Below are 21375 nucleotides of genomic sequence, written 5' to 3'. Positions count from 1 at the left end.
CTATTTAGCCATCTATGACATTGGCGCATAATTTGCTTGCTTCTACCTAATTTTTTTACTGTTTGATATAACAAATTAGGAAGTTGAAGTGACTACAGGCTACTTACGTGGACAAAACTTAATTGACCAGATCCAACAACAGGATTATTCCAGAGACCTAATTGGATATCATGGTAATGTTCCTCAAGTCGTATGGCCTAATCAGGCACGGATCGCAGTGCAGTTCGTGTTGAACTATGAAGAAGGTGGAGAAAACCACATCGAACATGGGGATGCAGGATCAGAACAATTCTTATCCGATATTATTGGAGCGGCCAGTTTTCCTGCCAAACATATGTCGATGGACTCGATGTATGAATACGGCTCCAGAGCAGGTTTTTGGCGGATTCATGAAGAATTTAAAAAACGTGATTTACCCATGACGGTCTTTGGTGTCGGTATGGCTTTAGCGCGCAATCCTTATATCGTCGATGCGATCAAACAAGCCAACTATGATGTCGTTTCACATGGTCAACGCTGGTTACATTATCAAGATATGCCGATAGAGCTGGAACGTCAGCACATGGATCAAGCGATTAGTGTGCTTGAAGCTTTATTTGGAAAGACGCCTATTGGTTGGTACACAGGGCGTGACAGTCCGAATACACGTCAGCTATTGGCTGAATTTCCGCAAATCAAATATGACTGCGATCACTATGGTGATGATTTACCTTTTTGGAGTCATTTGACGAATGAAAATGGTCTAACCCGTCCTCATTTAATTATTCCTTATACACTCGAAAGCAATGATATGAAGTTTTGTTCACCGGGTGGTTTCAACAGTGGTGAACAATTTTATCAATACCTTAAAGACGCTTTTGATGTGTTATATGAAGAAGGTGAAAGCGCGCCAAAAATGTTATCGATTGGGATGCATTGTCGTATTTTAGGGCGACCAGGCCGTTTTAAAGCACTACAACGATTCTTAGATTATGTGCAATCACATGAAAAAGTGTGGATCTGTCGCCGTGGTGATATCGCGGAACATTGGTATACACATCATGCAGTCTAATAAAAAAATAGTTGGATAAAGAGGAGCTTAGCTCCTCTTTTTTTAGGCCTGTACATAGGTAACTGACATCATAGACCTAGGTTGGCACTGATATTGCAAAACTAAATTTGAACAATCATTCAATAATTTTAGGCGATTTTATAGTGCAACTTGTTGAATTTAATAAAGCATCCGAAGCAGATGTAAAAACTTTTTTAAAGCACTGTGTGCAAATTGAAGGCTGGGCAGAACACATTGTGGCGCAGCGTCCTTATACCTGTGTCACGCAAATCACAGAGCAAGCAGTAAAAGCTGCAAATGCTTGGACTTGGGATGAAATCAAAAATGCTTTAGATAACCATCCACGAATTGGTGAAAAAAAGGCACAGGCAGAATTAAGTTGTTTGGAACAACAATTTTCAAATCAAGAACAGTCTGAAATTTCAGCAGATGAAGAAACTCAATTTGCATTGCTCAAAGGCAATGTCGCGTATGAGAAAAAGTACGGATATCTCTTTTTAATCAAAGCTTCTGGCCTCAGTAGTGAAGATGTACTACAGGCACTGCAATATCGATTATTGAATGATCCTGAAACTGAAAAACGAATTGTTCATCATCAATTGGCTGAAATTGCCTTATTAAGATTAAAACAGGAGCTTAGCGCATGATTAGCTCACATATTTTAGATACCAATCTGGGTAAACCTGCAGCGAATGTCCACATTCAATTATTTAATGCACACGGAGAGTTACTAGGTTCAGCCCAAACCAATGCAGATGGTCGCGTCAATGATTTTGCGCTGAAGGACTTTACAGCAGGTGCTTATAGCCTTGAATTTGCGACTGCTGAATATTTTCAGACTTTAAATACCGAAACCTTTTTTCCGAAAGCTGTGATTCATTTTTATGTAAAAGATGCCTCGCAGCATTTTCATATTCCTTTACTCATCAGCCCATTTGCATATTCAACGTATCGTGGCAGCTAAGAGCAAAGTTAAAAAATAGGGGATATAAAAATGACAGAACAAGATAAAACAGATTCACCAGAACATGAATATTTAGGCGCAGGGAAAAGCCTTGCCTATGGTTTACAGCATGTATTAACCATGTATGGCGGTATTATCGCTCCGCCATTGATTATTGGTACAGCCGCGGGACTTGAACCTGCGCAAATCGGTTTATTGATTGCGGCGGCGCTTTTTGTCGGTGGCTTGGCGACCATACTACAAACCGTAGGTGTGAAATATATCGGTGCAAAATTACCCTTAGTACAAGGTGTTTCATTTGCAGGTGTGGCGACGATGATTGCCATAGTAACCGCAGGCGGTGGGCTTTCTGCTGTTTATGGCGCGGTGATTGTTGCATCCCTAATTGGCTTTTTCCTAGCACCTTATTTTTCAAAAATTATTCGTTTTTTCCCACCGATTGTGACAGGCTGTGTGATCACCGTGATTGGTCTTTCATTGCTTCCTGTAGCGGTACGCTGGATGATGGGGGGCAATAATAAAGCACCAGACTGGGGAAATGCTGAGAACATCAGCTTGGCATTTTTAACTTTGGGTATCGTGATAGCGCTGAATTTAACACGTAATGCAACCATCCGACGTTTATCTATTTTGTTAGCCATCGTCTTCGGTACAGTGCTCGCTTATACCTTTGGCTTTGGAGATTTTTCTAAAGTTGCAAATGGTAACTGGATTCAATTTCCAAGCTTCTTTGCTTTCGGTATGCCAACTTTTGAGTTAAGTGCCATTATTGCCATGCTGATCGTAACTTTAGTGATTATGACTGAAACGACGGCAGACATTATTGCTGTCGGGGAAATTGTAGGTACCAAAGTGGATGCTGAGCGTATTACCAATGGCTTACGTGCAGATATGCTATCTAGTGCAGCAGCGCCAATTTTCGGTTCATTCATGCAAAGTGCTTTTGCACAAAATGTCGGTTTAGTAGCGATTACTGGCGTTAAAAGTCGCTTTGTTGTCGCAGCGGGTGGAATGATTTTAGTCGTCTTAGGCGTTCTACCAATTATGGGGCGACTGATTGCAGCAATTCCTGTCCCTGTATTAGGTGGTGCTGGTTTAGTTTTGTTTGGAACGGTTGCGGCAAGTGGTATTCGTACCTTGGCGAAAATTGACTATAACGAGCAAAAGAACCTCATCATTGTTGCGACTGCGATTGCAGCAGGGATGATTCCAATTATCGATCATTCTTTCTATGCCAACTTCCCGAAATGGGTGCAAACACTCTTTCATTCAGGCATTAGTTCAACTTGTTTGATGGCGATTATTTTAAATATTGTGTTCAATCATCTGAATTTATTTAAAAATAAAGAAGTGACTATGGGCAAAGATCAGGTTAAAAAACCAAGCATGGCGATAGATGTGCAACATTAATCATTGCCAATCTTGAGTCTTGAACCATACGATGATTCATAGAATATAGTTTGTATAGAATAAATAAAGCCCTCTAAATTGAGGGCTTTTTTAATGCGTTATGTTTAAATTAAATAATATCAAGAGATGAAATAAATTATGTATTAACAGATGGTTAGATGGTTTTTAGTCTATTTAACTCTAAGTATTTAAGCTAAAAAAATTAATTTGAAATGTGAATAGACGTAGGGAACTGGAACACATCACAATTATGTCCAGTGCCAATCCGATCGATGACGGCAAAGCTACTGGGTGCTTCGAGTGTCAGGAGAGGATGATGCCATGTTCCTGCACGATAATTGACTCCTTGGCTACCATCAGTAATGAAAGCACGTAGCTGTGTAAGATCAGGGCTGTGATCATCCAACGCAGGTGCAACTACCACTAAAAAAGCCTGCGCTTGCATTGGAATAAACGCTTGTGAACCGTTGGGATGACGCTCTAACATCGAAATCGTAAATGGCAATTCAGTGGTTTTGATATTTCTAAAGATGCTAATTCCAGCAACCGCATCAGCTGAAATTTCTGTTTCTACGAGGGCATGATATCGCTCTGTATGTGCGTCATTGATGTGGAAAAAATCATGTCCAGTCGTACAAATAACCTCACCAAAAGGTGCAAAGCCTTCAATACTTAGAGCTTGTATTTTTATGCTGTGTGTCATGTTTAGATATCTTATAGGGCATTTAATTAAAAAAATTGAAACCATACACATAGGAAGCACGAAGGCTTCCTATTTTATCAATATTGCAATTAAGGATGTATTTTTCCCCATAACCGTATGCGACTAATCCCCCCGTCAGGAATCATATTGATGCGGATATGCGATATTTTTTCATGCTTTAAAATCTCACTGACAAAGCTATGAATATGATCCATCTGCATGTCTTGTGAATCTAGCAAAAACGGCCAGAACATACTTTGCGGAATCAGTTGAGGGTCAGTGGCATCTTCTACATAGATCGCTTGTATGGAAACCTGCGCAGGGAAGTTGCCTTTAAAATGGGCAGTATCAATATCAATTTTCTCTATTGCACCAGATTGACCCAAAGCCAAAATACACCAGTCAAAACCTGGTGCACGGCGACGTTTAGTTTCCCAACCATCTCCCATATTGATGCCGCGGCCAGGGTTAATTAAGTTTCGTGGATGCCCAAAATGAGCATCACTATAAGCAATAACACGTCCACCATTTTCTAGCGCAACGAGGTCTAATGTGCTCGTATTGTCTTGAATTTGAACCTGAACTTCACCATAGACTTTAAATCGCGCAATACCGCCGTCTGGGTATATATTTAAACGCACATGGGTAAAAACCTGATCATTTGAGACCTTCAATATATGGTGTTGGCTCGGGCCCAATACGGTATTGTCTAAGATATTGACCCATGCTGCCTGTGCTAGCTCGCCATTTGGTGCAAAGCAGGCTTCAACTGATGCGGAAGCTGGATAATTCCCTGTAAAGAATGTTGTATCAATATCTAAGGCTTGAATTCGACCAGCAACACCGAGTTGCATAATTGCCCAATCATAACCTGCATGGCGTTTACGACGCGTTTCCCAACCATCCATCCATTTGCCATGATCATCAAATTTATCTTCGACGAAGATAGGTGCATTAAATTGAAGCATGCGTTTTGCTTCTGCAAAAAAATCATCTGAACATTCAAGTATTTTTGCACCAATACGGTCATCTGCTAAATTTGTAAGTGTCTGTAATTGTGCAGGAATATCAAAACTTGGTGCGAGTAAAGTCGCCATATATAAAATCCATTCACTATTTTCATTTAAAACATATGCATTTTGTTTTTAGTGTTAAAAATTTAACATTTGATAAAAACTAGCATTTACACGTGTTTAGAAGCACAGCGTGTGCCAACTTTAGATTTTTTTATTGTTTGTTTGAAAAAATGGCATGCTTTTCGCTTTTTAGGAGAAAGATATTTAAAAAAACACAGGGGAGTTATAGATGGACATTACAATTATTGGTGCAGGTATGGCGGGCCTAACGACAGGGATCGCTTTGAAAAAATTTGGACACCAAGTAACCATCTATGAACAGGCAGAACAAATTTTACCTGTTGGAGCCGCTATTTCTTTATGGTCTAACGGTGTCAAATGTTTGAACTATTTGGGGCTAACCGAACAAGTCGAAAAGCTCGGTGGCAAGATGGATCACTTAGCCTATATCGATGGTTTAACGGGCGATGTTATGACACAGTTTAGTCTGTTTCCTTTAATCGAAGAAGTTGGTCAGCGACCTTATCCAGTTTCACGCGCAGACTTACAAAATATGCTCATGGATGAATTTGGTCGTGAGAATATTCATCTAGGCAAAAAAATGGTGAGCTTCTCAGAACAAGATGATCAAGTGATCACCCGTTTTGCTGACGGAAGTGAGGTTCTGGCTGATTTATTGGTTGGCGCCGATGGTACACATTCATTGACACGGGCGTATGTATTGGGGGAACAAGTTGAGCGCCGCTATGCAGGTTATGTCAATTGGAACGGTTTAGTCGATATTTCAGAAGAATTTGCTGCGGCAGATCAATGGACGACATTTGTAGGAGAAGGTAAGCGCGTTTCGCTGATGCCCGTTGCCGACAACCGATTCTATTTCTTCTTTGATGTACCTTTAGCAGCAGGCTTAGAAAATGACCGCACACAATATAAGGCCTTATTTAAAGAATACTTTAAAGGTTGGTGTGAACCGGTTCAAAAGCTAATTGATGCTGTAGATGCCAAAAAAACCAATCGGGTAGAAATTCATGATATTGAACCTTTTGCAGATTTCTACAAAGGTCGTGTGGTGATCGTGGGTGATGCAGCACACAGCACAACGCCTGATATTGGACAAGGTGGTTGCCAAGCAATGGAAGATGCAATTTATCTAGCTCGTGCTTTGCAAATCAATACTTTGGGCTTGCAAGATTCATTGCGTCGTTATCAAAATAAACGTAATGAACGTGCCAATGAATTGGTTTTGCGTGCGCGTAAGCGTTGTGATGTGACCCATATGAAGGATGAAAGTGTGACGCGCGAATGGTATGCAGAACTGCGTAAAGAACAAGGCAATCATATTATGAAAGGCATCATTAGTAATATTGTAGGTAATCCATTGGATTAAAAAAATAAACTAATAAAACTTTAGCTTTCAGCAGCCAGTACGGGTTATTCGCACTGGCTTTTTTTTACAAAAAAATATGTGACAAAAAAAGCTTAAATAATGGTTTTAGGGGTTCAAAGATTTTAAATTGATCTTAATTTCTTCCATTTTTTCCACCAAAAGATTAATCATGATCTGAGAAATTCGAGAGGTTTGGCGTTTCGATGCGACACATAAAGCAATGGTCAAACTGTGTAAGCCTTTTTCACGGATCGGTTTAAAAATAATCTTATTATTCTCAAGCAGTGGCAAAGCATCCATGTATGACATCAAACTGATGCCTAATTGTTGCTGAACCAATGACAATATCATTCTAATGTCATTACATTCGATCTTTTGAATCGGACTAAACTTATGATGTTTATATAAAGTCTGTACATATTCACTAATAATGAGTGGATCACTCGGTAAAATATGCCGTTCATTTAACGTATCTGAAAGATAGATTTTATCCATCCCACCCAAGGTATGATGCGGCGACATTACAAAGCCCAACGGAATTTCTATAAAGGATAAAATCTCTAATTGGCTATGGCTTTTAGGATTTAATATAATGCCAAAATCTAATTCTGCATCGACGATTTTTCTGGAAATGTCTTCACTGCTATTCATGCTGATGTTGAGGTTGATCCACGGATAAGTTTCAGCCATCTTTTGAATGCAGTCGACGACGAAACTGTCATTCAAAGCTGCAATAAAACCCATTTCAATGTTTCCACGGTTTAAGCCTTGGATTTCATCAAATCGAGTTCGCGTCAGTTGATATTCTTTTTGCCATTTTAATAAATCGGCGTACAGTAATTCACCCGCAAGCGTCAGTTTTAAGCCCTGAGGTAGTCGTTCAAATAGGGCAACCCCCAGTTCTTCCTCTGCCAAAACGATTTGTCGATGTACTGCCGAGACTGAAATAAAAAGTTGTTCAGCAGCTTTGCGTAGACTTCCAGTCCGTGCAACCGCCATAAAATATTCAGAAAATCTAGAAAAAGTAATCGACATACAGGCTTCAATCTCTATCGCGTAAATAGCGAATCATAATGTTATGCATTTTAAGCGATATTCATGCCAGCTTTATCAAATCGTGCAGAGTTCAATGCTTAATGTTCTAAAAAACAGAACAATCCATGCAAATCATTCTAATAGACAGAAATGTGTTTAGATTTTAATTTCGACTTAGAAAATAAGGATTTAGCAAAATTTAAATAGCGCTAAATGCTAAAGAAATATTGCAATTGTCGAGATGAACTATGAATGCCATTCCAGTACTCAATTTATTTACCCAACCTCAGTGCAGTACATTTGATGCCAACGACTGGAATATTTTGGCGCAGCATTGGTATCCCGTTGCACGTGTAGAAGATGTTTCGATTGAACCGCAACAAGTGCAATTACTCGATGTAAAAATGGCGTTATATCAAACTGAAAGTGGGAAAATTCATTTGGTTCGTGACATCTGTCCACATCGTGGGGTGCCATTAACCAAAGGCTGGGTCAAGGGTGAAGACATTATTTGTCCATATCATGGTTTACATTATAACGGCGCAGGAAAGTGTGTAAAAATTCCCGCACAGCCAGAGCTGACTCAAATTTCAGAGCGTTTTTCATTAACCAAATTTCCAGTTGTATTGAAATATGGATTGGTGTGGACCAGTTTATTTAACAGAGACGAATCTACGGCCAATTTTCCAGATTTAGACACGTGGGATACCGAGCAGCACCAATCTATATTGCCACCTTATGTAGATATTGGTGGTTCAAGTGGGCGCCAGCTCGAAGGCTTTATTGATGTTGCACATTTCGCATGGGTGCATCATGAGAGCTTTGCAGACCGTGAAAATCCTAAAGTACAAAAATATTCGACAGTACGTACGGACTATGGACTACATACAGAATATCTTAGTGATGTGAGTAATTATCCGCATGGTTTACAACATTTAGCGCCAGAAGATTTTTTATGGAAAAGAACGTTTGATGTCTATCCGCCATTTTCTGCAATTTTAACCATCGATTTTCCTGAAAATGGAGTGTTAAAAATATTAAATGCCTGTTGTCCTGTATCGCATAATAAAACCCGTTTATTTGTGCCTTTAACTCGTAATTTTGATACCACAGGCGATTTACAAGCGGTCTATGATTTTAATGCACAAATTTTTGCTGAAGATCAGGACATGGTGGAAAGTCAAAAACCTGAGGAATTGCCACTGGATATCAGTATGGAGGCGCATTTCGAAGCAGATCGCTCATCGACAACCTATCGTCGAATATTAGCCGAATGGGGGCTAAGCAAACGTTATACCGTTTAATTTTTATTTTCGAATAATTTCATTCTTGGTTTTCATACAAAAAAAGCGACTCAATCGAGCCGCTTTTGACTTTGTACATAAAGGATTAGTTTACACGTATCCATGTTTGGCTGCGTCCAAGCGCAGATACACCAATATAGCCACGACCATTCAAGGTCTTGCCGTCATTCGACATTTTGGCATTGAAACTATAGGTTTTACCATTTTTCGGGTCAGTAATTTTACCGCCGTCATAGGTATTTTTACCGGTATTTTTCAAACCATTCACGATTTGCACACCGAGTAGTGGTTTATTGTGGAATTTACCTACACATTTTTGGCAGTTTTCTGCTTCACCCGGGGTGAGTACATCAACGATTTTTGCAGATAAAACGCCCTTTGATGTTTCATTAAATTGAACTACAGATAAAGGTTTTTTGGTTTGGTCATCGATGGTTTTCCATTTAGTACCATGCAATGGATCAGCAGCCAAAGCTAAGCTAGACACCAGTGACAAACCGATTAGGCTAAGAGTTGTTTTTATCATTTTAGAACCTCTATTGAACATAGTAAGAGATGTGCATCCCTGATCTTCCAAAGGGTGGATACACAAGACTTGGAAAATTACAAAGCATCAGCCTTGTTGTCTTCAAGGGCTATATTCACAAAAAAATAAGTATATATTGTGGATTTTATATACTGATTTTGAATATGTAGAATCTGGATCGTGTAGAAAAATAGAATAAATGTTGAGCTTTGTTTATAACATTTGGGATTTGTATCACTTTTATAAATATCAAACGCTGTTTGAGCTGAAAAATTTAGAGCTACAATCCCAAAAAAAGCCGGAGCTAAAAGGCTCATTTAAGTTTTCAATTTTTGCTCTAATCATGTTGAATTACATTAATTTGATTTGAAGCAATAACGCTAAAGAGCTATGTATAGCATTCATATTTTACAATTAAATAAAATCATTTCATTCATAGATCAGTTCTCGTTAAGCTTGTGTTATGAATAATATGAAAATGCAGCTTGTTCACTGAACGAGATTAAGTGTGTATAGGAATAACGATGAAAAATTTTAACAACAAAGTCGCAGCCATTACTGGAGCAGGTTCAGGTATTGGGCAGCAGTTAGCCATTCAACTGGCTCAATCAGGTGCGCATCTAGCATTAAGTGATCGCAACCTTGACGGTCTTGCACAAACGGCTGAAATGATTAAGTACACCGGTGTGAAAATAATTCAGACCCAATTAGATGTGTCTGATCGTGCCGCTGTAGAGCAATGGGCGGCTGCAACCCAAGCTGAATTTGGCCAGGTCAATTTGATCTTTAATAATGCAGGTGTCGCGTTAGCCAGTACTGTAGAAGGTATGCATTATGATGAAATTGAGTGGATTATGAATATTAATTTCTGGGGCGTGGTATATGGGACAAAAGCATTTTTACCGTATTTAAAACAAAGTGGCGATGGACATATAGTTAATATTTCCAGCTTATTTGGTTTGACGGCTCAACCGACTCAAAGTGCCTATAATGCAACGAAGTTTGCGGTACGAGGTTTTACTGAATCTTTACGCCAAGAATTAGACTTGGAAAATGCTGGAGTCAGCGCAACTTGCGTGCATCCGGGTGGGATTCGAACCAATATTGCAAATAGCGCGCGTATGAGTGACAGTATTCGTGCGTTAGGGATGAACCCAGATAGGGCAACCAAAGCATTTAATAAAGTGCTAAAAACACCGCCTGAAGTCGCAGCAAAAGTCATTTTAGATGCGGTAAAGCAGAATAAACGTCGAGTTTTAATTGGTAATGATGCCAAAATTATTGATTTAATTCAGCGAATTGCACCTACACGTTATGCCCAAGCCATAGATCTACTTAGTGGTAAGAAAAAACGTAAATAATTCAAAGATAAGTAAAAAAGGGATGATGCAACATGATCCCTTTTTTATCCTATAGAGCTCTTAATTTCGAATATTGAATTTTTAAGTTTATAAATGACAAGAAAATCAAAAAATTGAGTTTTCGATTAAACAAAGAAGATGTAGTGTTCCATCTTCTTTGTATTGGCAATGCGTTTGGACATTATGAACTTTTAGAATCTTGAGTCGTTGTCATCGGTGCTTGTGTGGCTACTCGTTTGGTCAAAATGACATGTGCAGCGACACCGATACAAATCCCCCAAAATACTGAGCTTAGCCCTAAAAAATGCATACCTGAGGCTGTCGCTAAAAAAGTGATTAGCGCCGCATCACGGTTGGCCTCATTTTTCATCGCAACGGACATGTTTGTTCCAATCGCACCTAATAACGCTAAACCTGCAAGTGCAGCGACCAACTCTTTAGGTAATAGGCTAAATAACATGACAATACTGCCTGCAAATAAGCCGCCTAAAATATAAAAAATACCATTGGCAATACCGGCTATATAACGTTTTTCTTTTAGTTCATGTGCATCTTTGCCCATACACATGGCTGCGGTAATAGACGCCAAAACAATGGTAATACCTCCGACACATGCGACAGCGAGCGAGGCAATACTGGTCGCAGTGATAATGGGCTTAGCTGGCGTGTCATATCCACTTAGTTTCATGATCGCCATCCCCGGAAGGAACTGACCACTCAGACTGACTAAAATTAAGGGAATCGCCAAATTTAAAGTCGAGTTCCAAGTCCAAACTGGAGCAATAAACTGCGGTATAGCGAGTTGAAAATTCACATCAACAGGATTAATTTTTCCTAATGTAAAACTCAGGATGACACCAGTCAGTAAGACCCAAATCATCGCGTAGCGTGGCGAAAGTCTTTTCGATATGAGAAAGACCAATAACATGCCAAAGACAATGATCGGCATACTATCTGTCGCAGTGAACAGTCCAAGTCCAAACTGAAATAAAATACCTGCCATCATTCCCGCAGCGACATCTTGAGGAATCCATTTTAAGAGTTTGTCAAAATAGCCAGTGATGCCAATCAAGAAAATAACAATAGCGGACGTGATATAAGCTGCTATGGCTTCATTCAGTGAAATATTCGGAAATAGGGTGACTAAAAGGGCTGTACCGGGCGCTGACCACGCGGTAATCACCGGGGTTTTATATTTAATAGAGAGATAAATACCCGCCAGCGCAGCACCAATAGAAATCCCCCAAATCCATGAAATCATCATGGCTGGGGAAACTTGAGCTTTTTGTGCGGCTTGGAAAAAAATAATCAGTGGGCCTGAATATGAAATCAGCACGGCTAAAAATCCTGCAACCGTCGCTGAGATCGACCAATCTTCTTTTAATGTTTTTAACAGGGGTGCCATCGCTTTTGCCTCCATGCGACTATGTCAATGAGCCTGTTGAATTAAACCAATGACGGTATAGCGTTTAACCTTGATCTCCACCACCAACAGGGACGACTGTTCCTGTCATATAAGATGAATCATCGGATGCCAAAAATAAGATGGCATTCACTTGTTCCTGAATTGTGCCATAGCGTCCCAAGAATGTACGGTCAATGGTTTGATCGACCACGTCTTGCATCCATTGTTTTTCATGATCTGACAATGGATTGGTATTTCTTGGTACTTTTCGTGGTGGGGCTTCTGTGCCACCTGTGGCTACGGCATTGACTCGAATACCATCTTTGGCATGTTCAAAAGCGAGAGCAGCGGTTAAGCCATTAACCCCACCTTTTGACGCTGAATATGGCACACGGTTAATACCACGGGTTGCAATAGAAGATACATTTACAATTGTCCCTTGCTGATTTTGAATCATTTCAGGTAACACGGCTCGGCAGCACCAGAGGGTTGGAAATAATGAACGATTAACTTCCTTAATGATTTCTTCTTCTGAAAATTCTTGGAAGGGCTTCATCCAAATCGCACCGCCAACGTTATTGATTAAAATATCAATTCGGCCATATTTTTCAATGGCTTGAGCAGCAACTGATTGAGCGCCTGCAAATGTTTCAAGATTGGCTTTAACAATAATGGCATCGCCATTGTGGGCTTGAATATCGTTAAGCGTCTCTTCAACAAAATCTGAGAGATCTGCCAATACCACTTGAGCGCCTTCTCGAGCCACTTGTAGTGCTACTCCACGACCGATACCTTGTGCGGCACCGGTAACGATGACAACTTTATTGTTAAATCTGGCTTGTTCTGACATTAAACTATTCTCCCTTAATTCGCTGAGAATTTTTCAAACAAAAAGTTTGCAGGTTTAACGCCTTCGGTATCTAACCAGCCACGTACCGCTTCGACCATCGGTACAGGACCACAGAGGTAAATATCCACATCGCCATTGTTTAACCAATCTTTTTCAACATGACTGGTCACATAGCCTTTACGTTCATGCTGTGACTCAGGGTGAGCGACCACAGTACGGTATTCGAACCACGGGAGTTTGCTTTGTAATTCATCGAGCTTGTCTTTTGCTACGATGTCAAAGTCATTGGTTACGCCAAATACAAGACGAACAGGTTGTTCAGAACCTTTTTCTTCAAGCACTTGTAACATGGACATAAACGGCGCAATACCTGTACCACCTGCAAGCATGACCACAGGGCGGACAACATTACGCAGATAAAAACTACCAAAAGGTCCTTTGAAGGTCATTTTGTCGCCGGCTTTCGCATCGGCACTCAGGAAAGTACTCATTTTGCCTTCAGGGACATTACGAACCACGAAGCCTGTTAAACGATTGCCCGGCTTTGAACTAAACGAATACGAACGAGTTTCTTCAGTCCCCGGAATGCCGACATTGACGTATTGACCTGCCAAGAAGTTAATGTCAGGTTGACCTTCATCCAGTTGAATATCAAAGGTAATCGTAGAATCCGACATATTTTCAACACGAGACAATGTGCCTTGAAACTCATGAATTTCAGTTTTACACACGTCAGATGATGCACTGATTTGGAAAACAGCATCTGAACTTGGACGACATTGGCAAGCTAAAATATAACCTTGCTCAGCTTCTTCGGGGGTTAAAGCATCTTCGATATAAGATTCTTCAGGCATGTCGTAAGTACCCGACTCACAAAATGCACGGCATGTCCCGCATGCGCCATCACGGCAATCTAGAGGGATATTGATTTTTTGACGATAGGCTGCGTCGGATAGGGTTTCACCTTGAGCAACACTAATAAAACGAGTAACGCCATCTTCAAATTGAAGTGCAACATTATGGTTTGACATGGCTGAATATCCTTTTGAAAATCTGGTATAACATGTCCTTTCAGCCAAATATCCTTCTGGCTGAAAGTAAAAACTTGCTTAGTGAAATAAGCTTTTAGAGGTGATAAATATCAATAACTTGGTTGATATAATCGTTTTTCAGAACAACATATTTGCTGAGGATTTTTGGCTGCTCGCCTGAAAAATCAATTTCATAACGTGACATGCCAAAGTAGCTATAGTTGGTTTTGTAGCGGAAACTTAAGGTGTTCCAGTTAAAACGCACCGTGACTTTGTCGCCATCACGTTCAATAATCTCGACATTATTAATGTTATGGCTGGTTCGGGTATCCGGCATCGTGGCAGATGAACGCTCGGTTTTAATGCGGAAGACACGGTCTTCTAAACCTTGACGGTCTGGATAATAAATCAAAGAAATCTCAGACTGTGGATCTTCCGTGAGGCGGTCATCGTCATCCCAAGCAGGCATCCAGAATGATGCAGATGGGGCATAGCACGCTAGCCATTCATCCCACTGTTCATCATCTAAAAAACGCGCTTCGCGGTAGAGGAACTGAGATACAGCTTCAATGCTTACGCTGTCTAAATGTGCAGTTGCATTCATGCGACATCTCCTTGTTCATTTGCGACTTGTTCTGCCAATTCTTTTTCTTCAGCGATGGCATGTTTCATGGTTTTTAACCAATATTGATGCTGAGCAAGGTAAAGACCTTCATCTTCCGTTTTGATGCCACTTAATAGCGGTTTTAATCCAATTTCATTGGCTGCATCATCCGGTCCATGAATCCAGTGTTTTGAACCACGGCACATGTCGTTCCATTCCAGCTCAATTCCTGCATAACCGGCTTGGCAGGCACGGAATTCTTCTAAATCATCAGGTGTTGCCATGCCTGAAGCATTAAAGAAGTCTTCATATTGACGAATACGACGTGTACGTGCTTCTGGCTCTTCACCAACAGGGGCGATACAGTAAATGGTGACTTCAGTTTTATTGACAGAAATCGGACGTAAAACTCGAATTTGTGAACCGAATTGATCCATCAAATAGACGTTTGGATAAAGACAAAGGTTGCGTGAACGCTCGATCATCCATTTCGACATCGGTGCGCCGAATTTTTCGGTATATTCATCGGCTTTGCTAAAGTTTGGACGGTCTTCTGGGTTAGCCCATTGCGTCCATAACAACATGTGACCACTGTCAAAACCATAAGAACCACCGCCTTGCTTGCCCCAAGAACCCGCACTCATAGCACGAATATTATCCGCTGCTTGTGCTTCTTTACGGTGCTGTGTGGTGGCTGCATAGTTCCAATGCACGGCTGAAACGTGATAACCATCTGCGCCATTTTCAGCTGTCAGTTTCCAGTTACCTTCATAGGTATAGGTAGATGAACCACGTAAAACTTCCAAACCGTTTTCCGACTGACCTTCGATCATGTCGATAATTTTGGTGGTTTCACCTAAGAATTCTTCAAGGCTTGGCACATCAGGATTTAAGCTACCAAATAAAAAGCCTTTATAACTTTCAAAGCGCGCGACTTTTTTCAAGTCATGTGAACCATTTTGGTTAAAGCAATCTGAATAACCCGCTTCGGCAGGGTCTTTAACTTTGAGCAATTTACCTGAGTTATTAAAGGTCCAACCATGGAATGGACATGTATACGTCGCTTTGTTGCCTTTTTTATAACGACATAACTGTGCGCCACGATGTGAGCAGGCATTGATCATGGCATTCAGTTCACCATTACGGTTACGTGCAATGATGATCGGCTGGCGACCAATATGAGTTGTGTAATAATCATTGTTATTTGGAATTTGGCTTTCATGTGCTAAATACACCCAGTTACCTTCAAAAATGTATTTCATTTCAAGATCAAACAACGCTTGATCGGTAAATACTGAGCGGTGCAGTTTAAATTCACCAGTATCAAAATTATCGACAAGAAGTTCATCAATACGATCTAGATGGCTGGTGTTAATTACAGGAATACGTGGCATGTCCATTCTCCGACTGTCCAATGAGGGGATAGTCGCCGAGTTGTCAAACTTGGATGAGACAGCTCGGCTTCCTTTGAGTGAGTAATTAAGCGCTAGCGCGTCGACGATCAACTTCAGTATTTGGTGCTGCGGCTTGTTCTTTAACTAACTCAACATTAAAGCTAATGTGCTTAAACGGTTGGTTTAGACCACGACGCGCAATTTCAGCTTCGTCTGTGATATCAACAGCAGTTGCTACCAGACCATCACGAGTTGCAAAGGCAAAGTCGTCCCAAAGGTATTTGTCACCTTCGATGTTGAATTGAGTGGTTAGCTTGCGGTAACCTGGTGCAGAGATAAAATAATGTACATGTGATGGACGGTTACCATGACGGCCTAATTTGTCTAAAACAAATTGAGTTGTACCTTCTGGAGGGCAGCCATAACCAACTGGCATCGAGGTTTGTGCAACATATTTACCGTCTTGGTCAGAAAGAATCGTACGGCGAAGGTTAAAGTCAGATTGTGACTTATCAAAGAAAGAATAGTTACCCAGGCTGTTGGCATGCCAAATTTCAACTTTAGCGCCTTCAATGATGTTGCCTTCGGTATCTGTTACTGTACCTTCAATAAACAGGGTTGGAATTTTATCGGTTTCCGTACCATCATCCATACGAGCAAAGCCAACTGATTCAGGTGCGCCAGCTACATATAAAGGGCCTTCAATGGTACGTGGTGTACCACCTGTAATACCTGCTTTCGCATCAGCTTCATCGGCACGTAAATCTAGATAGTGCTCTAAACCTAAACCAGCGGCTAAAAGACCTAATTCGTTCGCTTGACCCGCATCTGTAAAATACTCTAGACCTTTCCATAGTTCAGTTTGAGTAATATCTAGATCTTCAATCGCTTGGAATAAATCACCCAATAAACGGACCACAACTTGCTGTACACGTTGGTCAACAGGCCCTGTTGCTGTATCTACGTTCATTTGTTTAACCAGAACATCAATCTCTTGACGGTTCATACTATATCTCCTTAAGTATGCATTTAAGTATGGGTGGCTATCACTCGATAAAAGAGGTCTTTGGCTGCCACGTTCCTTGTTTGGTTGTCTAACAATACTTTTTAAGTTGTTTCGTGTAGCAGCTGAAGTTTCTTTCAGGTATGGGCTGCACGATGTTTTTGATCTGTTGGATGGGATTAAATTTGCTTAATCCTGTCTATGTGATATACCTTAAAAGAATAAAATCTTCACGTCGAAGATCAAATTTGCATTTTATTATACTTAATAGGTATTGATAGCCATGGAACTAAGACACTTAAGATACTTTGTCGCGGTGGTTGAAGAGCAGAGTTTTACCAAAGCGGCAGAAAAACTATATATAGCTCAACCACCTTTGAGTCGGCAGATTCAAAATTTGGAACATGAGCTTGGAATTCAGTTATTTGAACGCGGTAGCCGTCCGCTTAAGACTACAGAAGCAGGCCAATTTTTTTATCATCATGCTTTAAAACTTTTGTCTAATGCAGAAGAAATTAAATCAATGACGAAACGAATCGGTTTGACAGAAAGAACAGTGACAATCGGTTTTGTGAGCTCTTTATTGTTTGGTTTACTCTCGAATATTTTGTACTTATTTAAACAACAACATCCACATTTAAAAATAGAAATGGAGGAAATGGCCACCACAGAACAAATCAAAGCATTAAAGGAAGGTCGTATAGATGTCGGCTTTGGGCGTTTGCGTATTTCAGACCCTGCAATTAAACGGGTTTTACTGCGTGAAGAACGCTTAGTAGTTGCCTTACATGCTAGTCATCCATTGGCACAAAAAAAGGAAGGGGTATATCTCGCAGATCTGATCGATCAACAATTGATTTTTTACCCAAATCACAACAAACCAAACTTTTCGACCCAAGTGCGTGGCATATTTTCAGAGTATGGTTTAGAACCTAAAAAAGTACGTGAAGTACGTGAATTACAACTGGCACTAGGCTTTGTTGCAGCGAATGAAGGGGTTTGTATTACCCCAATGAGTGCCCAAAGTGTGCAATTAACACATTTAACCTTTGTTCCTATCTTAGACGAAGCCGCGATTAGCCCTGTATTTATGGCTGTGCGTCATATGGATGAGAGCGAAGATATTCGTGGTTTATTTGATAGTGTTTATCAAGTGTATGATTTAGAAGCGATTCCATATGATCGTGCTGTGTTTTGAGTATGCTGTCGCTAGACGTTCAGATGAACTGCAGTTATGAAATGATCTATTTAAATAAAGCGGAATCAAGGGATTAATTTGTATTTAACTTTTTAGGTATACAAACATGCCTAATCGGTTTTGGACATTAAGCACCGACTTATTCATTGTGAAAAGCGAATTTTACAAGCTTCACAATTAGGAGGTGGGCTATGCAAAACCAGAAAATTAATATTAATACCTTGGTTGATGAAGCCAAATTTACGCCATTTCATTGGGGTGTGCTGATTTGGTGTCTTTTGATTATTATTTTTGACGGTTATGACTTGGTGATCTATGGCGTTGCCTTACCGTTGTTGATGCAAGAATGGTCCTTATCTGCGGTACAAGCCGGCTTACTGGCAAGTACGGCTTTATTTGGCATGATGTTTGGTGCCATGTGTTTTGGCACACTGTCCGATAAAATTGGTCGCAAAAAAACCATTATGATCTGTGTCGGTATCTTTAGTGGTTTTACCTTCTGCGGCGCTTTTGCAAGTACCCCCGTTGAGTTTGGTATTTTACGCTTTCTTGCCGGACTAGGCATCGGTGGCGTTATGCCGAACGTTGTGGCATTAATGACAGAATACGCGCCAAAACGTATACGCAGCACCTTGGTTGCACTAATGTTTAGTGGTTATGCCATTGGTGGTATGGCTTCAGCATTATTGGGAGCTTGGTTAGTGCCAGTATATGGCTGGAAAATCATGTTTTATATTGCGATTATTCCATGTCTTGCACTGCCTTTAATTTGGAAATTCCTCCCTGAGTCATTGATGTATTTAACCTCGAAGCATCAAACAGATACGACTCGAACGATTGTCTCAAAAATTGCCCCTGAACATGTCCTCACAACGGATACTCAATTTGTACTCAATGAAGTTTCTGAAGAAGACAAAGCTCCGTTAAAAGCATTATTTCAACAAGGCCGTAGTTTCAGTACGTTCATGTTCTGGATTGCATTTTTCATGTGCTTATTGATGGTTTATGCACTTGGAAGTTGGTTACCAAAATTGATGATTCAAGCTGGCTATTCGCTAGGTGCAAGTATGATTTTCCTCTTTGCACTGAATATTGGTGGAATGGTAGGTGCTATTGGTGGAGGTGCTTTGGCAGACCGATTCCATATCAAGAAAGTACTAAGCATCATGTTCATGTGTGGCGCATTGGCTTTAATCTTACTGGGCTTTAACAGTCCGCAAATGGTTCTGTATACCTTAATTGCTGTAGCAGGCGCAGCTACCATCGGTTCGCAAATCCTACTTTATACCTTTGTCGCACAATACTACCCAACCACGGTACGTTCTACAGGTATGGGCTGGGCATCGGGTATTGGACGAATTGGTGCAATCGTTGGACCTGTGCTTACAGGGGCACTGTTAACCATGAATTTGCCGCATCAAATGAACTTCTTGGTGATAGCCATTCCCGGTGTTATTGCTGCATTGGCGATCTTTATGGTGAATTTGCAAGCGTCTGTAGAGGCATCTACTCAAGGTCAATCGCCAAAACTCAATACGCAAGCTATCAAAAATCCAGCGAATTAAGCCGATATTTAAAGATTTAACATTACCCCAAAATTTTAAGTTTCCAGGCCCTGATGCACAGCATGAGGGCTAGTGGGAAATTGTGACAAAAAATAAGGAAAGGGCATTGCCCAAATCGAGGTCAGGATGAAAACTCAAAAGCTAAATTTAGTCAAAAAAACCTTTAAAATTAAACCGATGATACTAGCTTGTGCAGTCGCGTTCCCCATGTGGACACATGCGGCAGTCAGCGAAGCTGAAGTTGAACAGTTGCGTGATGAAGTCAAAGCATTAAAAGCCATGATGCAGCAATATGTTCAGCAGCAAAACACTTTGTCGAGTGAAATCAAAGACGTAAAACAAGGATCTGTAGTTGCTGCGCAGAATCAAAAACCGACTCAAACACCGAGCCTGAGTTTAAATACCAAATCGGGCGCTGAGTTTAGCTTGTATGGCAATGTGCGAGCAGATGCATCTTATCAGACAGAAGGCGGCAGCTTATCTCGCCTGTATAACCAAATGAATAGTGTTCCGCTAGAAGGGAATGCTGAAAGTTCAGATCGTTTAAAAGCAACACTTGCTGCCACACGTTTAGGACTAGACTTTAAAACGCCGACTCAAGTGGGAGATGTAGGTGGTAAAATTGAAGTCGACTTTTTGGGTGCAAATGATGGACTACGTATTCGTCATGCCTATTTAACCTATGGTGATTGGTTGGTGGGGCAAACATGGTCTAACTTTGCTGTACCTGATTATATGCCTGAAACCATTGATGCATTGGGCTATGTCGGTGGTGCTGTTAAACGTACACCGCAAGTTCGCTATAGTCACAAATTTAGTCCAGAGACAAATCTTGTACTCGCTGCCGAAGATTCTAAGGATGACAGTTCAAACATGCGTTTGCCTGCATTAACAGCGCGTTTAAACCATAAAATGACAGATACGCTGATGTTAAGCGCACGTGCGATGGGTGCTGAAAAGAAAACGGATACGGATACAGAAACCGCATGGGGGCTTGGTCTGGGCGCAAAACTAGATTTGACGGATAAAACAGTGCTCAAGGCGGATTATTACCATGTCAAAGGCGACAGTAGTTTTGTGTCATGGACCAACCAAGGTTTTGTCACTAATGCGGATAAAGACATCATCGCCACCAATGAATTTGACTCGATTACAGTAGGTTTAACTCAACAAATTTCAGCACAATGGCGCGGAACATTGGGCTATGGTTATATGAAAGCAGATAATAATGCTGATTATGTCAACTCATTAGTCGATAAAACCAAGGCCAATAAAAACTTGTGGCAAGCATGGGCAAATGTATTTTACAGCCCTGTTAAGCCGATTAGTTTAGGTCTGGAATATGTCTATGGTGAACGTGAAGCTTTTGGTGCTGCGCCAAATGGCAGTACCAAGGGTGAAGATAACCGAATCAATGCGGTCGCGATGTACAACTTCTAATGCCGTTACAGAGAATTGTTTAATTTAAATTGCCTTAGAAATTTCAATATCAATTTAACGAGAGTGTG

Annotated in this window: 20 protein-coding genes; 10 read left to right on the top strand and 10 right to left on the bottom strand. The window is 40.7% G+C overall.

What is annotated here, in order from left to right:
- Nucleotides 1-88 precede the first annotated feature (88 nt).
- The 4 genes from puuE to MST17_RS08315 all read left to right on the top strand — a co-directional run bounded on the left by puuE (nt 89) and on the right by MST17_RS08315 (nt 3425).
- Nucleotides 89-1051, top strand: a complete 963-nt coding sequence (gene puuE, locus MST17_RS08330) for an allantoinase PuuE (protein WP_180027190.1) — start codon at nt 89-91, stop codon at nt 1049-1051.
- Nucleotides 1052-1194: 143 nt separating this feature from the next.
- Nucleotides 1195-1698 (top strand): 2-oxo-4-hydroxy-4-carboxy-5-ureidoimidazoline decarboxylase, encoded by a 504-nt coding sequence (uraD, locus tag MST17_RS08325; protein ID WP_180027189.1) that lies wholly within the window; start codon nt 1195-1197, stop codon nt 1696-1698.
- Nucleotides 1695-2015, top strand: coding sequence for a hydroxyisourate hydrolase (gene uraH, locus MST17_RS08320; RefSeq protein WP_168379624.1), 321 nt, complete (start codon nt 1695-1697; stop codon nt 2013-2015). The genes uraD and uraH overlap by 4 nt, the downstream gene beginning before the upstream one ends.
- 30 nt (nt 2016-2045) lie before the next feature.
- Nucleotides 2046-3425, top strand: a complete 1380-nt coding sequence (locus tag MST17_RS08315) for a nucleobase:cation symporter-2 family protein (protein ID WP_180027188.1) — start codon at nt 2046-2048, stop codon at nt 3423-3425.
- A gap of 202 nt (nt 3426-3627) precedes the next feature.
- Here the strand turns inward: MST17_RS08315 and MST17_RS08310 are convergent, their stop codons facing one another.
- Entirely contained in the window at nt 3628-4128 is a 501-nt protein-coding gene (locus MST17_RS08310) for an ureidoglycolate lyase (RefSeq protein ID WP_180027187.1), read from the bottom strand.
- Nucleotides 4129-4217: 89 nt separating this feature from the next.
- Entirely contained in the window at nt 4218-5225 is a 1008-nt protein-coding gene (gene alc / locus MST17_RS08305; protein WP_180027186.1) for an allantoicase, read from the bottom strand.
- 208 nt (nt 5226-5433) lie between these two features.
- On the opposite strand from alc, the gene hpxO reads away from it, so the two are divergent.
- Nucleotides 5434-6591: an FAD-dependent urate hydroxylase HpxO gene (gene hpxO / locus MST17_RS08300; RefSeq protein WP_180027185.1), complete on the top strand. Its 1158-nt coding sequence runs from the start codon at nt 5434-5436 to the stop codon at nt 6589-6591.
- A gap of 105 nt (nt 6592-6696) precedes the next feature.
- On the opposite strand, the gene MST17_RS08295 is transcribed toward hpxO, so the two are convergent.
- Nucleotides 6697-7626, bottom strand: a complete 930-nt coding sequence (locus MST17_RS08295; protein ID WP_078190745.1) for a LysR family transcriptional regulator — start codon at nt 7624-7626, stop codon at nt 6697-6699.
- Nucleotides 7627-7874: 248 nt separating this feature from the next.
- Here MST17_RS08295 and MST17_RS08290 point away from each other — a divergent pair, with 248 nt between their 5' ends.
- Nucleotides 7875-8930 carry an aromatic ring-hydroxylating dioxygenase subunit alpha gene (locus tag MST17_RS08290; RefSeq protein ID WP_078190744.1) on the top strand — a complete coding sequence of 352 codons (1056 nt, stop codon included), beginning with the start codon at nt 7875-7877 and terminating at the stop codon, nt 8928-8930.
- A gap of 85 nt (nt 8931-9015) precedes the next feature.
- Here the strand turns inward: MST17_RS08290 and MST17_RS08285 are convergent, their stop codons facing one another.
- Nucleotides 9016-9456, bottom strand: a complete 441-nt coding sequence (locus MST17_RS08285; RefSeq protein ID WP_168379617.1) for a DUF2147 domain-containing protein — start codon at nt 9454-9456, stop codon at nt 9016-9018.
- A gap of 524 nt (nt 9457-9980) precedes the next feature.
- Between MST17_RS08285 and MST17_RS08280 the strand changes: the two genes are divergently transcribed.
- A complete protein-coding gene (locus MST17_RS08280; RefSeq protein WP_180027184.1) occupies nt 9981-10817 on the top strand; it encodes an SDR family oxidoreductase in 837 nt (278 codons plus the stop codon).
- Between the two features lie 181 nt (nt 10818-10998).
- On the opposite strand, the gene benE is transcribed toward MST17_RS08280, so the two are convergent.
- The 6 genes from benE to catA form a co-directional block, all read right to left on the bottom strand.
- Nucleotides 10999-12222 (bottom strand): benzoate/H(+) symporter BenE, encoded by a 1224-nt coding sequence (benE, locus tag MST17_RS08275; protein ID WP_180027183.1) that lies wholly within the window; start codon nt 12220-12222, stop codon nt 10999-11001.
- Between the two features lie 64 nt (nt 12223-12286).
- A complete protein-coding gene (gene benD / locus MST17_RS08270; protein ID WP_180027182.1) occupies nt 12287-13072 on the bottom strand; it encodes a benzoate diol dehydrogenase BenD in 786 nt (261 codons plus the stop codon).
- Nucleotides 13073-13086: 14 nt separating this feature from the next.
- Nucleotides 13087-14103: a benzoate 1,2-dioxygenase electron transfer component BenC gene (benC, locus tag MST17_RS08265; protein ID WP_078190731.1), complete on the bottom strand. Its 1017-nt coding sequence runs from the start codon at nt 14101-14103 to the stop codon at nt 13087-13089.
- A 94-nt stretch (nt 14104-14197) separates the two neighbouring features.
- A complete protein-coding gene (gene benB, locus MST17_RS08260) occupies nt 14198-14707 on the bottom strand; it encodes a benzoate 1,2-dioxygenase small subunit (RefSeq protein ID WP_078190730.1) in 510 nt (169 codons plus the stop codon).
- Complete coding sequence (gene benA / locus MST17_RS08255) at nt 14704-16101, bottom strand: benzoate 1,2-dioxygenase large subunit (protein WP_180027181.1); 1398 nt, start codon at nt 16099-16101, stop codon at nt 14704-14706. Before benA ends, benB begins: the two co-directional genes overlap by 4 nt.
- 85 nt (nt 16102-16186) lie before the next feature.
- Nucleotides 16187-17107 (bottom strand): catechol 1,2-dioxygenase, encoded by a 921-nt coding sequence (catA, locus tag MST17_RS08250; protein WP_180027180.1) that lies wholly within the window; start codon nt 17105-17107, stop codon nt 16187-16189.
- 280 nt (nt 17108-17387) lie between these two features.
- On the opposite strand from catA, the gene MST17_RS08245 reads away from it, so the two are divergent.
- The 3 genes from MST17_RS08245 to MST17_RS08235 all read left to right on the top strand — a co-directional run bounded on the left by MST17_RS08245 (nt 17388) and on the right by MST17_RS08235 (nt 21307).
- Entirely contained in the window at nt 17388-18302 is a 915-nt protein-coding gene (locus MST17_RS08245; protein WP_180027179.1) for a LysR family transcriptional regulator, read from the top strand.
- Nucleotides 18303-18493: 191 nt separating this feature from the next.
- Nucleotides 18494-19867, top strand: coding sequence for an MFS transporter (locus tag MST17_RS08240; protein WP_180027178.1), 1374 nt, complete (start codon nt 18494-18496; stop codon nt 19865-19867).
- Nucleotides 19868-19993: 126 nt separating this feature from the next.
- Nucleotides 19994-21307, top strand: coding sequence for a DcaP family trimeric outer membrane transporter (locus MST17_RS08235; RefSeq protein WP_180027177.1), 1314 nt, complete (start codon nt 19994-19996; stop codon nt 21305-21307).
- The last annotated feature ends 68 nt before the right edge of the window (nt 21308-21375 follow it).

Origin of the sequence: Acinetobacter sp. YH16056_T, from assembly GCF_024605895.1 — a bacterium.
Taxonomy (GTDB): Bacteria; Pseudomonadota; Gammaproteobacteria; order Pseudomonadales; family Moraxellaceae; genus Acinetobacter; species Acinetobacter amyesii.
This window is presented reverse-complemented; position numbering and strand designations above follow the sequence as displayed.

Excerpts from the sequence above, each read along its gene's own strand:
- MST17_RS08310 (WP_180027187.1), bottom strand. The coding sequence starts at position 4,128 with ATGACACACAGCATAAAAATACAAGCTCTAAGTATTGAAGGCTTTGCA.
- MST17_RS08235 (WP_180027177.1), top strand. The coding sequence starts at position 19,994 with ATGAAAACTCAAAAGCTAAATTTAGTCAAAAAAACCTTTAAAATTAAA.
- MST17_RS08240 (WP_180027178.1), top strand. The coding sequence starts at position 18,494 with ATGCAAAACCAGAAAATTAATATTAATACCTTGGTTGATGAAGCCAAA.
- benA (WP_180027181.1), bottom strand. The coding sequence starts at position 16,101 with ATGCCACGTATTCCTGTAATTAACACCAGCCATCTAGATCGTATTGAT.
- benE (WP_180027183.1), bottom strand. The coding sequence starts at position 12,222 with ATGGCACCCCTGTTAAAAACATTAAAAGAAGATTGGTCGATCTCAGCG.
- MST17_RS08295 (WP_078190745.1), bottom strand. The coding sequence starts at position 7,626 with ATGTCGATTACTTTTTCTAGATTTTCTGAATATTTTATGGCGGTTGCA.
- benD (WP_180027182.1), bottom strand. The coding sequence starts at position 13,072 with ATGTCAGAACAAGCCAGATTTAACAATAAAGTTGTCATCGTTACCGGT.
- alc (WP_180027186.1), bottom strand. The coding sequence starts at position 5,225 with ATGGCGACTTTACTCGCACCAAGTTTTGATATTCCTGCACAATTACAG.
- benB (WP_078190730.1), bottom strand. The coding sequence starts at position 14,707 with ATGAATGCAACTGCACATTTAGACAGCGTAAGCATTGAAGCTGTATCT.
- uraH (WP_168379624.1), top strand. The coding sequence starts at position 1,695 with ATGATTAGCTCACATATTTTAGATACCAATCTGGGTAAACCTGCAGCG.
- benC (WP_078190731.1), bottom strand. The coding sequence starts at position 14,103 with ATGTCAAACCATAATGTTGCACTTCAATTTGAAGATGGCGTTACTCGT.
- MST17_RS08315 (WP_180027188.1), top strand. The coding sequence starts at position 2,046 with ATGACAGAACAAGATAAAACAGATTCACCAGAACATGAATATTTAGGC.
- MST17_RS08245 (WP_180027179.1), top strand. The coding sequence starts at position 17,388 with ATGGAACTAAGACACTTAAGATACTTTGTCGCGGTGGTTGAAGAGCAG.
- MST17_RS08280 (WP_180027184.1), top strand. The coding sequence starts at position 9,981 with ATGAAAAATTTTAACAACAAAGTCGCAGCCATTACTGGAGCAGGTTCA.
- MST17_RS08285 (WP_168379617.1), bottom strand. The coding sequence starts at position 9,456 with ATGATAAAAACAACTCTTAGCCTAATCGGTTTGTCACTGGTGTCTAGC.
- catA (WP_180027180.1), bottom strand. The coding sequence starts at position 17,107 with ATGAACCGTCAAGAGATTGATGTTCTGGTTAAACAAATGAACGTAGAT.
- MST17_RS08290 (WP_078190744.1), top strand. The coding sequence starts at position 7,875 with ATGAATGCCATTCCAGTACTCAATTTATTTACCCAACCTCAGTGCAGT.
- hpxO (WP_180027185.1), top strand. The coding sequence starts at position 5,434 with ATGGACATTACAATTATTGGTGCAGGTATGGCGGGCCTAACGACAGGG.